This window comes from Mycolicibacterium aichiense (genome assembly GCF_010726245.1).
GTDB classification, from domain to species: domain Bacteria; phylum Actinomycetota; class Actinomycetes; order Mycobacteriales; family Mycobacteriaceae; genus Mycobacterium; species Mycobacterium aichiense.
This window is the reverse complement of sequence record NZ_AP022561.1, coordinates 2,134,902-2,148,794: the sequence shown is the minus strand read 5'-3', so window position 1 is coordinate 2,148,794 and position 13,893 is coordinate 2,134,902. Positions and strand designations below refer to the sequence as shown.

Below are 13,893 nucleotides of genomic sequence, written 5' to 3'. Positions count from 1 at the left end.
CATGACACCAGACGATGACGCCGCGATCACGGCGCCCGATGCCGCAGCCGAGGACGCCCCCGAGGCGACTCCCCTGCTCCGCCCGTCCGAGGGCGTGCCACCCCTGTCGGTCAGCGCCGACGAGATCGCCCGGGCAGCCGACCAGCTGGCGAAGGGCAGCGGGCCGTTCGCCGTCGACGCCGAGCGCGCATCGGGCTTCCGGTATTCCAACCGCGCCTATCTGATCCAGATTCGCCGCACCGGCGCAGGCACCGTCCTGATCGACCCGGTCAACCATGGCAGCAGTCCGATCGACGTGCTGCGGCCGGTGGCCGAGGTCCTGGCCGACGACGAGTGGATCCTGCACGCCGCCGATCAGGACCTGCCCTGCCTTGCCGAGGTGGGCATGCACCCGCCCGCGCTCTACGACACCGAACTCGCCGGCCGGCTGGCCGGGTTCGAGCGGGTCAATCTGGCGGCGATGGTGCAACGCCTGCTCGGACTGGGGCTGGCCAAAGGGCACGGCGCGGCGGACTGGTCCAAACGTCCGCTGCCCGACGAATGGCTGAATTACGCCGCGCTGGACGTCGAAGTACTGATCGCCTTGCGCGACGCGATCGACGACGTGCTCACCGAGCAAGACAAATCCCATTGGGCCGCAGAAGAATTCGAGCACCTTCGCCGTTCTGAGGCCACCCCGACCCGACGTGACCGCTGGCGGCGCACCTCAGGACTGCACAAAGTCCGCAACCGCCAAGCCCTGGCCGCGGTGCGCGAATTGTGGACGGTGCGCGATCAGATCGCCCGCCGCCGCGACATCGCCCCGGGGCGGATCCTGCCGGACTCGGCGATCATCGCCGCGGCCGTCGCCGACCCCAAGACCGTCGAGGAGCTGACCAAGCTGCCCATCTTCGGCGGGCACAAACAGCGCCGCAGCGCCCACGTCTGGTTGGCCGCGCTGGAGTCTGCGCGCACCAACCCCGATCCGCCGGACAGCGCCGAACCGCAGAACGGGCCGCCGCCGGCGGTGCGCTGGGCCAAACGCAAACCGGAGGCCGCCGCCCGGCTCGACGCCGCCAGGGCGCGCCTGTCCGAGTTGTCCGAACGGGTGCGGGTTCCCACCGAGAATCTGGTGTCGCCGGAACTCGTCCGCAGGCTGTGCTGGGATTGGCAGGACACCGGCGACGTCAGCGGGGCGGTCGATACCGTCCTGCGCGAGGGCGGAGCCAGGCAGTGGCAGCGCTCGCTCGTGGTCCCGGTGCTCGCCGATGCCCTGAGCTCTGCTGCCGCCGAAAAGGCGTGAGTCAGTTCGTCTTTTCGGCGGAATCGCTGACCGTGTCGTCGAGCGTTCCGAGTGCTGCAACCCAGCCGGTGACCTGACGGGCGATGTTCTGCTCGGTCAGGCCGATCTCCTCGAGCACCTCACCGCGGCCGGCGTGGTCGATGAACTGTTGCGGCACACCGAGATCCCGGCACGGCACGTCGATGCCTGCGGCGCGCAGGGCAGCCGAGACGGTGGAGCCGACGCCACCGTGTACGCCGCTGTCCTCCATCGTCACCACCAGTTTGTGCGAGGTGGCAAGCGGCGCAATTCCGTCGGGCACCGGAAGGACCCAACGCGGGTCGACCACCGTCACACCGATCCCCTGATTGCGCAGTCGCTGTGCGACTTTCAGCGCCATCGGCGCGAACGAACCCACCGCCACGAGTAGGACGTCCTGACTCAGGCCGTCGGCCGGGCGGGCCAGCAGGTCCATGCCGGAAACCCGCTCGAGCGCCGGAATGTCTTCGCCCACTTCACCTTTGGGGAATCGGATGGCGGTTGGACCATCGTCGACCTCGAGTGCTTCGCCGAGTTCTTCCCGTAGGCGGGCTCCGTCGCGCGGCGCGGCCACCCGCATCCCCGGGACGATACCCAGGATCGACAGATCCCACATGCCGTTGTGGCTGGCGCCGTCGTTGCCGGTGATGCCGGCGCGGTCCAGCACGATCGTGACGGGCAGCTTGTGCAGCGCGACGTCCATCATCATCTGATCGAACGCGCGATTGAGGAACGTCGAATAGATCGCCACCACCGGATGCAGGCCGCCCATCGCCAGCCCGGCCGCCGACGTCATCGCGTGCTGCTCGGCGATGCCGACGTCGAACAGCCGGTCCGGGAAGCGCTCACCGAACGCCGACAGTCCGGTCGGGCCGGGCATCGCCGCGGTGATCGCCACGATGTCGCGCCGCTTGGCGGCATAGGTGATCAGCGCATCGGAGAAGACCGACGTCCAGCCGGGTGCGGCAGACTTGGTGGCCAGCCCGGTGTCGGGATCGATGACGCCGCACGAGTGCATCTGCTCGGCCTCGTCGTTCTCGGCAGGCGCGTAGCCCATGCCCTTGCGGGTGACCACGTGCACGATCACCGGAGCCTTGAACCCCCTGGCGTGCCGCAGCGCGGTCTCCACCGCATGCTCGTCGTGGCCGTCGATCGGGCCGACGTACTTCAGGCCGAGGTCGGTGAACAGCACCTGCGGTGACAGCGCGTCCTTGATGCCGGCCTTCACGCTGTGCATGGCCTGGTAACAGGCTTCACCGATGATGGGCATCCCGCGCACGGCGACCCGGCCGCGTTCCAGCACGCGCTCATAGCCCGGCTGCAGCCGCAGCCCGGCCAGATGGTCGGCCAGCCCGCCGATGGTCGGCGCGTAGGACCGCCCGTTGTCGTTGACGACGATGATCACCGGCCGCTTGGCCGCGGCAATGTTGTTCAGGGCTTCCCAGCACATGCCGCCGGTCAGCGCGCCGTCGCCCACCACCGCCACCACATGCCGGTTGCGATGTCCGGTCAGTTCGAAGGCTTTCGCCAAACCGTCGGCGTAGGACAGGGCGGCCGAGGCATGGCTGGATTCCACCCAGTCGTGCTCGCTTTCGGCCCGTGCGGGATAACCCGAGAGGCCATCCTTCTTGCGCAGCGTGTCGAAGTCGGCGGCCCGGCCGGTGAGCATCTTGTGCACGTAGGCCTGATGGCCGGTGTCGAAGAGGATCGGATCGTGCGGAGAGTCGAAGACCCGGTGCAGCGCGAGGGTCAACTCCACAACACCGAGATTGGGGCCGAGGTGGCCGCCCGTGGCAGCGACCTTGTGGATCAAGAACTGGCGAATTTCGGCAGCCAGTTCGGTCAGCTGCGCCTGGGACAGGTGTTGCAGATCTGCGGGGCCGCGAACCTGTTCAAGCATCTGGCCAGTCTACGCACCGTCGTAGAGATCAGTCCTGTCCAGACTCGTAGATGTCGGGGACACCATCGTGGTCGAGGTCGCGGTTCTCCAGCTCCCACACCAGCCGGTAATGCCGGTTGCGCAGCCGCAGCACCACCGACGCGAGAAGGGCGGCCAGCAAACTTCCTGCCAGCACAGCGACCTTGACGACATCCTGGCGTTCGGAACCCGGATCGTAGGCCAATTCGCCGATCAGCAGGGACACCGTGAACCCGATACCGGCCAGCATCGACATGCCGAAGACGTCGACCCAGCGCAAAGCCGAGTCGAGCCGGGCGCGGGTCACCGCGGCGAGTACCCAGGTGGTGCCGAACACCCCGATCGTCTTACCCACCACCAGCCCGGCGACGATGCCCATCGCGATCGGATCGGACAACGCCGTTATCAAACCGTCATAGCCGCCGAAGGTCACCCCGGCGGCGAAGAACGCGAAGACCGGGACCGCGAAACCCGCCGACACCGGCCGCAGCCGGTGCTCGAAGTGCTCGGCCAGCCCGGGGCCGGCCTCCGGACCGCCGGCCGCCGCGCTGCGCATGACCGGCACCGCGAAACCCAGCAGCACCCCCGCGACCGTCGCATGCACGCCGGACTCGTGAACGAAGGCCCAGGTCAGCGCGGCAAGCGGGACCAGCAGCCACCAGGACCGGATCCGGCGCTGCACCAGCACCGTGAACAGCGCCAGTGGGATCAGTGCGATCAGCAGCGCGGTCAGATTGATCTTGTCGGTGTAGAACGCCGCGATCACCGTGATCGCCAGCAGGTCGTCGACGACGGCCAGGGTGAGCAGGAATGTGCGCAGTGCGGCCGGCAGATGCGTGGAGAGGACGGCCAGCACAGCCACCGCGAACGCGATGTCGGTCGCCGTCGGGATGGCCCAGCCCCGCGCCGCACCGTCCCCTTGGCCGAAGGTGAAGGAGACGAAGATCACTGCCGGTACCACCATGCCGCCGACCGCGGCGGCGATCGGCAGCGCGGCGCGACCGGGGTCGCGCAGATCGCCTGCGACGAATTCGCGTTTGAGTTCGAGCCCGACGATGAAGAAGAAAACGGCCAACAACCCGTCGGCCGCCCAGCCGCCCAGCGTCAGATCCAGGTGCAGGCCCAGCCGGTCGGTCCCGACGTGGACCTGCCCGAGCCGGTGGTAAGCCTCCGACCAGGGTGAGTTCGCCCAGATCAGGGCGATCGCCGCAGCCACCAGCAGCAGCGCACCGCCGACGGTCTCCTTGCGCAGGATCGAGCTGATGCGCGAGGTCTCCGACCACGATCCCCGTGCGAACAGCGCGCGGGCGAGATACGGCTTGCGGTCGGCCACCAGTCTCCTAAAGACATCGACGGGCAAGGAAAAGCTAACGCCGACCAGACTTCCCGGCACACCTGTGCAGCACTCTAGCCGCCAGGCGTCAGCGGGTGAGAATCGCGACGCACTCCACGTGATGGGTGAGCGGGAACGAGTCGAACACCCGCAATTCCTCGACCGTGTAACCCTGCTTGCGATAGAGCCCGATGTCTCGGGCGAATGATGCTGCCTCACAACCGATATGGATCACGCGCGGGACTTCCGCGGTCGCCAGCTGGTCGATGACCTCCCGGCCGGCACCGGCCCTCGGCGGATCCAGCACCGCGACGTCGGCGCGGCGTGGCTGTGCGCTCAGCGCTCGCCGGACCGAATCGGTCACCACCGATACGCACGTGAGGTCGGCCAGCGCCGCGTGCGCCGCCCGCGACGATCCGCGCGAGGTGTCGACGGTGATCACCTGGCCGGTGTCGCCGACCCCGTCGGCGAGCGCCGCCGCGAAAACGCCCGAGCCGCCGTACAGATCCCACGCCGTCATCCCGGTGTCCAGCTGTGCCCACTGGCCGATCAGACCGCTGTACACCCGGGCGGCATCGCGGTGCGCCTGCCAGAACGCCGTCACCGGTATCCGCCAGATCCGATCGCCGACCCGTTGCACCGCTTCGTAATTGCCCTCGACGACCCGGGTCGAGACCTTGCGGCCCGACCGAGGCCCGGACTGCACGACGTGCCGGTCACCGTCGTCGTCGACGGCCACGTGCACATGCGCCCCTGGCGCCCACGCCGCATCCGCAAGCCCGTCGAGCATCCCGGGTGGCAGCTGCGCGCAGTCCAGATCGGTGACGAGTTCCGAACTGTGATAGCGGTGGAACCCCACCCGGCCCGCAGCGGTGGTGTCCAGTCGCACGCGGGTGCGCCAGCCACGGGCCGCGCCGTCGCCGAGCGGTTCGGCCACCCCGTCCCAGTGAAAATCACCGAGCCGGGCCAGCTGATTGGCCACCACCTGCCCCTTGAGCACCCGGGCCGCCTCCGGCGTCGCGAACGCCAGATCGCAGCAGCCCGCCCCGCCGACACCGGCGATCCGGCAGTGTGACTCCACCCGATCCGGTGACGGCTGGATGATCTCGATTGCCTCTGCGTGCCAATAGGATCCGCGGTCGCCGGTCACCCGGGCCCGTACCACTTCCCCGGGCAGCGCGTACCGGACGAACACCACCCGGCCGTCGTGGCGCGCCACGCAGCTACCCCCGTTGGCGGCCGCGCCGGTGGTCAGTTCCAGCTCGACCGTGTCCCCCTGGCTCACTATCGATTCACTCCAAAAAGCCCCGTCGTACGTCGCCCGGAGCGTTCTGCGACTGCAACTCGTGCACACGCTCCGACGAATTGAGTTGCCATGGAACAGAAGTCACCATCACGTTCGGCATGAACAGCAGCCTGCCCTTGAGCCGCAGTGCGCTTTGATTGTGCAGCACCTGCTCCCACCAGTGGCCGACCACATACTCCGGGATGAACACCGTCACCACCGTGCGCGGCGCTTCCTTGCTGATCCGCTTGACGTAGTCGAGTACCGGACGGGTGACCTCCCGGTACGGGGAGGCAACGACTTTCAGCGGGACGGTGATGTCGCTGTCTTCCCACTTGTGGACCAGCTGGCGGGTTTCGGAGTCGTCGACGTTGACGGTGATGGCCTCGAGCACATCGGGCCGGGTGGCCCGCGCATAGGACAGCGCACGCAATGTCGGCATGTGCAGTTTGGATACCAGCACGACGGCGTGGTTGCGGCTGGGCAGCACCACGTCACCCTGCTCGGCTTCCTGCTCGGCCAGCTCGCGGGCGACGGTGTCGTAATGCTTGTGGATCGCCTTCATCAGAATGAAAAGGCTTGACATGGCGAGGATTGCGATCCAGGCCCCAGCGACGAACTTGGTGACCAGCACCACGATCAGCACCGCGCCGGTGGCGAGGAAGCCGATCGTGTTGATGACCCGCGAGCGCATCATGTGCCGGCGGGCGCGCGGATCTGTCTCGGTGCGCAAGTGGCGCGTCCAGTGCCGGACCATACCGATCTGGCTGAGCGTGAACGACACGAAAACGCCGACGATGTAGAGCTGGATGAGCGCGGTCACCTCGGCCCGGAAGGCCACCACGAAGGCGATCGCGGCCAACGCCAGGAACACGATGCCGTTCGAGAACGCCAGCCGGTCACCGCGAGTGTGCAACTGCCGCGGCAGGTAGCGGTCCTGAGCCAGGATCGAACCCAGCACCGGGAAACCGTTGAAGGCGGTGTTGGCCGCCAAGACGAGGATCAGGGCGGTGACACCGGTGATCAGGAACAGGCCGATCGGGAAGTCGTGGAACACCGCGTCGGCCAGCTGCGCCACCAACGTCTTCTGCTGGTAGTTCTGCGGCGCACCCACCAGCTGGCTCGCGGGATCGTCGGCCACCTTCACCCCGGTCGCCTTGGCGAGCAGGATGATGCCCATGAACAGCGAGATGGCGATCAGGCCGAGCATCGCCAACGTTGTCGCCGCGTTGCGGGACTTGGGCTTCCGGAATGCGGGCACACCGTTGCTGATCGCCTCGACACCGGTCAGCGCCGCGCACCCGGACGAGAATGCCCGCGCAACCAGGAAGACCAGGGCGAAGCCGAGCACCTTGCCGTGCTCGTTGTGCACCTCGAAGCCGGCCGACTCGGCGCGCAGCGGGATGTCGAGTACGTAGATCTGGAACAGGCCCCAGCCGAGCATGATGTACATGCCGAACATGAACGCGTAGGTGGGAATCGCGAATGCGGTGCCCGATTCCCGAATCCCGCGCAGGTTGATCGACGCGAGCAGCACGATGGCCGCCACCGCGAACCACACCTTGTGGGTGTCGACGAACGGTATTGCCGAGCCGATGTTCGACATCGCCGAGGCCATCGACACCGCGACGGTCAGCACATAGTCGACCAGCAGGGCGCTGGCGACCGTCAGACCCGCGGTCGGCCCGAGGTTGGTGGTCACCACCTCGTAGTCGCCCCCGCCGGACGGGTAGGCGTGCACGTTCTGGCGGTAGGAGGCGACCACCACGAGCATCACGAGCGCGACAGCCAGCCCGATCCACGGCGCCATGGTGTAGGCCGACAGGCCCGCCACCGAGAGCACCAGGAAGATTTCCTCGGGAGCGTAGGCCACCGATGACATGGCGTCGGAGGCGAACACCGGTAGGGCGATGCGCTTGGGCAGCAGCGTGTGACTCAGCTTGTCGCTGCGGAACGGCTGCCCCAGGACCAGCCGACGTGCGGCGGTCGAAAGCTTAGACACGAGTGCCAAGAGTAAGCCTTCACCGATTTGGCTGTAGCGTTCCCCATACGGTCGGGTCGGCGCACGGCAAAGTCGAGAGGACACCAGGTGCGGGTAGTGGTGATGGGATGCGGCCGCGTCGGCGCGTCGCTGGCCGACGCGCTGTCCCGGATAGGCCACGAGGTGGCGATCATCGATCGGGACCCGACGGCCTTCCACCGGCTGTCCCCCGACTTCTCCGGCGAGCGGGTGCTGGGCATGGGCTTCGACCGAGAGGTCCTGCTGCGCTCGGGAATCCAGAACGCCGATGCATTCGCCGCGGTGTCCTCGGGCGACAACTCCAACATCATCTCCGCGCGCGTCGCCCGCGAGACGTTCGGCGTGCAGCGCGTGGTCGCGCGCATCTACGACGCCAAACGCGCCGCGGTCTACGAACGCCTCGGCATCCCGACGGTCGCCACCGTGCCGTGGACCACCGACCGGCTGCTGGGTGCGCTGGTGCGCGACACCGAGACCACCAAATGGCGCGATCCCACCGGCACGATGGCCGTCGCCGAAGTGGCGCTGCACGAGGGCTGGGTGGGTCACCGGCTGACCTCGCTGGAGGAGGCGACCGGCGCGCGCGTCGCGTTCGTGGTCCGGTTCGGCACCGGCATCCTGCCCGAGCCCAAGACCGTGCTGCAGGCCGGCGACCAGGTGTACATCGCGGCGGTGTCCGGGCGCGCCGCCGAAGCGCTGGCCATCGCCGCGCTGCCACCCGGCCCTGACGTCGGAGAGGGGCACTGATGGGCGACAAACGGCTCAAAGTGGCGATCGCCGGGGCAGGCGCCGTCGGCCGGTCGATCGCCCGCGAACTGCTCGAGAGCGAGCACGACGTGACGCTCATCGAGCGCAATGCCGAACATCTCGACGTCGACGCCATCCCGGCCGCACATTGGCGCCTCGGCGACGCCTGCGAGATCAGCCTGCTGGAGTCGGTGCACCTGCAGGAGTTCGACGTCGTCGTCGCCGCCACCGGTGACGACAAGGCGAACGTGGTGCTGTCCCTGCTGGCCAAGACGGAATTCGCGGTCTCCCGCGTGGTGGCCCGGGTCAACGATCCGCGCAACGAGTGGCTCTTCGACAACTCGTGGGGCGTCGACGTTGCGGTGTCCACTCCGCGGATGCTGGCCTCGCTGGTGGAGGAGGCCGTCGCGGTCGGCGACCTGGTGCGGCTCATGCAGTTCCGCCAGGGCCACGCCAACCTCGTCGAGATCACCCTGCCCGACGACACCCCGTGGGGCGGACGGCCGGTTCGCAAGCTGGTCCTGCCGCGGGACGCCACGCTGGTGACGATCCTGCGCGGACCACGGGTGATCGTGCCGGAGGCCGACGAGCCGCTGGAGGGCGGCGACGAGCTGCTGTTCGTGGCGGCCCCGGAAGTGGAAGACGAACTGCGCAACACCGTGCTGTCGGCCTCGACCGGCTAGTCCCGGTACACCGGCGCCGGGGGCGGCCCGTCCCGGTCGTGGCACGCCGCGGCGGCGGCCGACGACTCGGCGGACAGAGCAGGCACGTCGTCGCGGATACCCGCCGCCGAAACGATGCCCGCGATCACCAGTAGCACCGCGGCGGCCACCACGCCGTGGCGGAAACCGTCGAAAGTCATTGCGCCCCCGACGATGACCGCGGTGAATGCGATCGCGATCAATCCCGCCACCCGGGCGACAGCGTTGTTGATCGCCGAGCCGATGCCACTGTGCGCCGTCGGGACGGCGGCCAGGACCGCAGCGGTCAGCGGAGACACGGCAACCGAGAGCCCCACCCCGAACAACGCCATGCCCGGAAGCGTCTGCAGCCACACGTCGCCTGCGCCGAGCGCCATCCATCCGAATCCTGCCGCGGCGATCAGCGGTCCGGCCGCCATGAAGCGGCGCGGGCCATAGCGGCCCGCGAGCTCACCGAACCGAGCCGCCAACACGAACGACAGGACGGGCACCGGCAGTGTCGCCAGGCCGGCTTGCGCGGGCGAGAGTCCCCCGACCTCCTGCAAGAACAACGCCACCAGCAGCTGGCCCAGCGAGATACCGGCATAGAGGAACACGGTGGCCAGATTGCCGACCGTGAAGTTGCGGGCCGAGAAGACCGCGGGCGGCAGCATCGGGTGACGCGCGCGGCGTTCCCACCAGCCGAACGCGATCAGGCTCGTGGGCCCGACGATCAACGCGGTGACGATAGCCGGATCGTGCCAGCCCAGCCGCTGCTGCTCGATCATCGCGAAGACCGTCGCGCTCAAACCGACCGCAGTGAGGACCGCGCCGACAGCATCGATATGCGCAGCCGTCCGGGGTGCCTGATCGGTCAGCTTGCCCGCGAGGGTCAGCGTGACCGCGAGTGGGATCACGTTGACGGCGAACACCCACCGCCAGCCGAGGGTTTCGACGAGCACACCGCCCAGCAGCGGTCCGACGACGAACGCGGTGCCGGTCCAGGCCGTCCACACGCCGATCGCGCGGGACTGTTCGGCGCCGCTGAACCGGGCATTGATCATGGCCAGTGAGCTCGGGACCAGGAAGGCTGCACCCAGTCCCTGGACGCAACGGCCGATGACCAGCACCAGTCCGCTGGGTGCGGCCGCGCACAGCAGCGAGGCGACGCCGAACACCACCAGCCCGGCACGCAGCACCGTCAACCGCCCGAACGTGTCGGAGATCGCGCCGGCAAGCAGAATCAGCGCACCCAGCGTCAGCAGGTATCCGTCGACGACCCATTGCTGGATGACGAGTCCGCCGCCGAGTTCGGCGCTGATGGCGGGCAGGGCCAGGTTCACCACCGAACCGTCGAGAAACGCGACGAAGGACGCAAGTACCGCGACGGCGACGAGCAGACGGTCGTCGCGCGCAACCACAGTCAGTCTTCGGCGGGCGCGACGTCGCCGTCGTGGCTGCGTGCGTGGGCGGCGTGGATGGCGCGCTGCGCGGCACGGATCGCCAGGTAGGTCACCAACGCGGCCACCGCCGTCAGCGGCCAGCCCATCGCGATCCGGGCCACCCCGAGCCAGCCGGTCTGATCGGCGTCGTACAGGTGGCGCTGCACCGCGAACCGGGAGGCGAACACCAGGACCCAGGTCAGCGTCGCGACGTCGAAGGCGAACACCGCGCGCCGGTTTCCGCGCCACGCACGGTCCTTGTTGCTGATCCAGCTCCACGCGTATCCCACGATCGGCCTGCGAATGACGACCGAGAGCGCGAACACGGCCGCCCAGATCAGCGACGTCCAGATACCCAGCAGGAAGTAGCCCTTCGATGCGCCCACGAACCAGGCGATCAGCGCACTGATGCCGACACCGATGAACCCTGAGATGGCGGGCTGCACCGAATCGCGGCGGTAGAGCCGCCACACCAGGATCAGGGCGGCGACGCCGAGCGCGGCACTGATCGCCGGCACCAGGCCGAAGGCGGTGTTCACCGGGACCAGGACCACCACCGGCAGTGCTGAATAGACCAGGCCGCTGATGCCGCCCATCTGGGCCAGCAGAGCCTGCGCGGGGGTCTTCTCCTCGGGGGTCACCGCCGGGGTGTCGTCCGCCGCGTCCTGACTGCGATCGCTGTCTTCGACGGGACGGCTCAAGTCTGGATCTCGTAGTGCGGGTTGTAGATGGCCTTGGTGCCGTTCTCGAGGGTCCCCAGCCGGCCCCGCACCCGCAGGGCGCGGCCCGACTCGATACCGGCGATCCGGCGCTGTCCCAGCCAGACCAGCGTGACGGTGTCGGTGCCGTCGAAGAGTTCGGCGCGCACGCCGCCCGCGCAGCCCTTGGCGTTGGTCTCGACACTGCGCAAGGTGCCGACCATTGTCACTTCCTGGCCGCGCTGGCAATCAATTGCTCGCTGGGCGCCGGTGCCGACGGCTTCATCGGTGAGTTCTTCGACGTCGCGCTGCTCAGGGTCTTCCGTCAATCGACGAGTGAGACGTCGGACGAAACTTTCGGCCGTAGCCATGGCCTCTCCTGATACTCCAGCGGATCACAATGCCAACGCAACGGTAGACCTCTTGGTGCCGCGATGCCACGTGGCATACCCACGGCGGTCGTTGCTCATACGTCGCAGGGCACGATCATGAGATGACGATCACCTTTCGCGGTGTCACAGCGGTGCTGCTGCCCGGTACGGGAAGCGATGACGACTACGTCTACCGGGCGTTCGCCGGTCCCCTGCACGGTGTCGGTGCGGTGGTCGCCACGCCTGCTCCGCAGCCCGCCCGGCTGATCGCCGGCTACCTCGAGGCGCTCGACGACGCCGCCCGCAACGGCCCGATCATCGTCGGCGGGGTGTCCATCGGCGCGGCGGTGACGCTGGCCTGGGCCCTGACCAACCCGCAGCACGTGGTCGGGGTGCTGGCCGCGCTGCCCGCCTGGACCGGCGCGGCCCAGTCCGCTCCGGCCGCGCTGTCAGCCCGCTACACCGCGCATCAGCTGCGCACCGACGGTCTGGTCGCCACCACCACCCAGATGCGCGCCTCAAGCCCCGCCTGGCTGGCCGATGAGCTGGCCCGGAGCTGGCTGGCTCAGTGGCCGGACCTGCCCGACGCGATGGAGGACGCAGCGAGCTATGTCGCGCCGAGCATCACCGAGCTGGGACGACTGAGTGTGCCGATGGGCGTGGTGGGGGCGACCGACGACCCGATCCATCCGCTGGAGGTGGCGCTGGAGTGGGTGGCGGCGGCGCCGCGGGCGGCACTGCGGACGGTCAGCCTCGACGACTTCGGGCCGAAGCCGGACGTTCTGGGTTCGGCGTGCCTGGCAGCGTTGACCGACGCCGAGGGCTGATCAGCCGCCGGTGCTGGAGCTGCGCAGCTGCTGCATGGCAGAGCCGGATGCACTGCGCCGTTCGGTCGGCGGCTGCGCCTGGCCTTGCTGCTGCTGCTGAATCATCGCCTGCTGCGCGGCCGCCATCTGAGCCTGCTGGGCGGCGGCCTCACGCAGCTGCTCGAGCATCGGTTCGGGCAGCTGGACCTGCAGCGGGGTACGGACCGGAAGCGGGGTGTCACCGCGGCGAACTACCGTGTCGCTCAACGCTTCTCGCGCCTCGGCAACCAGGTTGGCCATGGCTTCGGGAGCGCCGTTGACCACACATCGGATCATCCAGCGGTAGCCGTCGACGCCGATGAAGCGCACCACGCCGGCGCCGGTGCCGACCACCTCACGGCCCCAGGGGCCGTCCTCGATGGAGACCTGTGCGTTGTCCTTGCGCAACGAGTCGGCCAGCTCACCGGCCACCTCACGCCACAGCCCGGGCGACTTCGGCGCCGCGTAGGCGGCGATCGTGAATCGCCCGTGCGGAGTGACCACCCAGACTGCGCTGGGCACGCCCGCCTCGTTCAGCTCGACCTGGATCTGGCCGGCGGGCGGCATCGGCACCAGCACCGAACCTAGGTCCAGGCGGGCTTCGGCGGCGTCGGCCGGGTTGTCGAAGTCCTCGATGTCGAACGGGCCACCGTCGTAACCCTCATCGGCGTCGTCGATGTCGTCGGCAGCGAGGTCCTGGACCGCCGGGGCCTCCTCCGCCGCCGCGTCCGCGCCGGTGTCTGCTTCGTTCTTTCGTCTGCCGAATGCCATCACAAACTCGCATGTCCGCCGGAGGATCCGTGGCCGCCTTCGCCACGGGTGGTGTCAGCCAGTCCGGCCTCGTCGAACGAGGCCACCTCGACCAGCTCTGGAAGTTCGACCCGCTGTACCAGCAATTGGGCGATGCGGTCGCCGCGCCGGATCTCGATCGGCGTGGCGGGGTCGAGGTTGATCAACGAAATCTTGACTTCGCCACGATAACCGGCGTCGATCGTGCCGGGGCTGTTGACGATCGAAAGGCCAACGCGCGCAGCCAAACCCGAGCGCGGGTGGACCAGTCCGACCATGCCGTGCGGAATCGCCACGGCGATACCGGTGGCGACCAGTGCACGCTCACCGGGAGCCAGGTCGATGTCTTGCGCGCTGAACAAATCCACACCCGCGTCGCCGTCGTGGGCGCGGCTGGGCATTGGGAGATCGCGGTCGAGGCGAACCACCGCGAGAGGAGTCGGCACGAAGGGAAAGACTACCCTT

General features: G+C 68.6%; 13 protein-coding genes. 4 read left to right on the top strand and 9 right to left on the bottom strand.

The window, feature by feature from the left end; genetic code table 11:
• Position 1 precedes the first annotated feature (1 nt).
• Complete coding sequence (locus tag G6N32_RS10385; RefSeq protein ID WP_115319530.1) at positions 2-1,282, top strand: ribonuclease D; 1,281 nt, start codon at positions 2-4, stop codon at positions 1,280-1,282.
• A 1-nt stretch (position 1,283) separates the two neighbouring features.
• On the opposite strand, the gene dxs is transcribed toward G6N32_RS10385, so the two are convergent.
• From dxs to G6N32_RS10365, 4 genes are all read right to left on the bottom strand, one after another.
• Positions 1,284-3,200 carry a 1-deoxy-D-xylulose-5-phosphate synthase gene (gene dxs, locus G6N32_RS10380; protein WP_115319529.1) on the bottom strand — a complete coding sequence of 639 codons (1,917 nt, stop codon included), beginning with the start codon at positions 3,198-3,200 and terminating at the stop codon, positions 1,284-1,286.
• 28 nt (positions 3,201-3,228) lie between these two features.
• Positions 3,229-4,554 carry a Na+/H+ antiporter NhaA gene (gene nhaA, locus G6N32_RS10375; RefSeq protein ID WP_276047762.1) on the bottom strand — a complete coding sequence of 442 codons (1,326 nt, stop codon included), beginning with the start codon at positions 4,552-4,554 and terminating at the stop codon, positions 3,229-3,231.
• Positions 4,555-4,639: 85 nt separating this feature from the next.
• Positions 4,640-5,836 (bottom strand): class I SAM-dependent RNA methyltransferase, encoded by a 1,197-nt coding sequence (locus G6N32_RS10370; protein WP_115319527.1) that lies wholly within the window; start codon positions 5,834-5,836, stop codon positions 4,640-4,642.
• 7 nt (positions 5,837-5,843) lie between these two features.
• Positions 5,844-7,847, bottom strand: coding sequence for an APC family permease (locus G6N32_RS10365; RefSeq protein ID WP_197935820.1), 2,004 nt, complete (start codon positions 7,845-7,847; stop codon positions 5,844-5,846).
• A 78-nt stretch (positions 7,848-7,925) separates the two neighbouring features.
• Here G6N32_RS10365 and G6N32_RS10360 point away from each other — a divergent pair, with 78 nt between their 5' ends.
• Positions 7,926-8,603, top strand: a complete 678-nt coding sequence (locus tag G6N32_RS10360) for a potassium channel family protein (protein WP_115319526.1) — start codon at positions 7,926-7,928, stop codon at positions 8,601-8,603.
• Positions 8,603-9,286 carry a potassium channel family protein gene (locus G6N32_RS10355; protein WP_115319525.1) on the top strand — a complete coding sequence of 228 codons (684 nt, stop codon included), beginning with the start codon at positions 8,603-8,605 and terminating at the stop codon, positions 9,284-9,286. Before G6N32_RS10360 ends, G6N32_RS10355 begins: the two co-directional genes overlap by 1 nt.
• Here G6N32_RS10355 and G6N32_RS10350 read toward each other — a convergent pair.
• From G6N32_RS10350 to G6N32_RS10340, 3 genes are read right to left on the bottom strand one after another with little or no spacing between them, the layout of a single operon-like run.
• The gene (locus tag G6N32_RS10350) at positions 9,283-10,704 is read right to left on the bottom strand and encodes an MFS transporter (RefSeq protein ID WP_115319524.1); all 1,422 of its coding nucleotides are present in this window, start codon (positions 10,702-10,704) and stop codon (positions 9,283-9,285) included. The two genes, G6N32_RS10355 and G6N32_RS10350, sit on opposite strands and share 4 nt — an antisense overlap.
• A 2-nt stretch (positions 10,705-10,706) precedes the next feature.
• Positions 10,707-11,426 carry a DUF3159 domain-containing protein gene (locus G6N32_RS10345; RefSeq protein WP_410432624.1) on the bottom strand — a complete coding sequence of 240 codons (720 nt, stop codon included), beginning with the start codon at positions 11,424-11,426 and terminating at the stop codon, positions 10,707-10,709.
• On the bottom strand, positions 11,423-11,794 hold the full coding sequence (locus tag G6N32_RS10340) for an OB-fold nucleic acid binding domain-containing protein (protein WP_115319523.1): 372 nt from the start codon (positions 11,792-11,794) through the stop codon (positions 11,423-11,425). The genes G6N32_RS10345 and G6N32_RS10340 overlap by 4 nt, the downstream gene beginning before the upstream one ends.
• Positions 11,795-11,916: 122 nt before the next feature.
• Here G6N32_RS10340 and G6N32_RS10335 point away from each other — a divergent pair, with 122 nt between their 5' ends.
• On the top strand, positions 11,917-12,621 hold the full coding sequence (locus G6N32_RS10335) for an alpha/beta fold hydrolase (RefSeq protein WP_115319522.1): 705 nt from the start codon (positions 11,917-11,919) through the stop codon (positions 12,619-12,621).
• Here the strand turns inward: G6N32_RS10335 and G6N32_RS10330 are convergent, their stop codons facing one another.
• Both G6N32_RS10330 and dut read right to left on the bottom strand, forming a co-directional pair.
• Positions 12,622-13,410, bottom strand: a complete 789-nt coding sequence (locus G6N32_RS10330) for a DUF3710 domain-containing protein (RefSeq protein WP_115319521.1) — start codon at positions 13,408-13,410, stop codon at positions 12,622-12,624.
• The gene (gene dut / locus G6N32_RS10325; RefSeq protein WP_115319520.1) at positions 13,410-13,874 is read right to left on the bottom strand and encodes a dUTP diphosphatase; all 465 of its coding nucleotides are present in this window, start codon (positions 13,872-13,874) and stop codon (positions 13,410-13,412) included. Before dut ends, G6N32_RS10330 begins: the two co-directional genes overlap by 1 nt.
• Positions 13,875-13,893: the final 19 nt, after the last annotated feature.

Coding starts and splice junctions, on each gene's coding strand:
- G6N32_RS10385 (WP_115319530.1), top strand. CDS start 2: ATGACACCAGACGATGACGCCGCGATCACGGCGCCCGATGCCGCAGCC.
- dxs (WP_115319529.1), bottom strand. CDS start 3,200: ATGCTTGAACAGGTTCGCGGCCCCGCAGATCTGCAACACCTGTCCCAG.
- G6N32_RS10355 (WP_115319525.1), top strand. CDS start 8,603: ATGGGCGACAAACGGCTCAAAGTGGCGATCGCCGGGGCAGGCGCCGTC.
- G6N32_RS10340 (WP_115319523.1), bottom strand. CDS start 11,794: ATGGCTACGGCCGAAAGTTTCGTCCGACGTCTCACTCGTCGATTGACG.
- G6N32_RS10335 (WP_115319522.1), top strand. CDS start 11,917: ATGACGATCACCTTTCGCGGTGTCACAGCGGTGCTGCTGCCCGGTACG.
- G6N32_RS10330 (WP_115319521.1), bottom strand. CDS start 13,410: ATGGCATTCGGCAGACGAAAGAACGAAGCAGACACCGGCGCGGACGCG.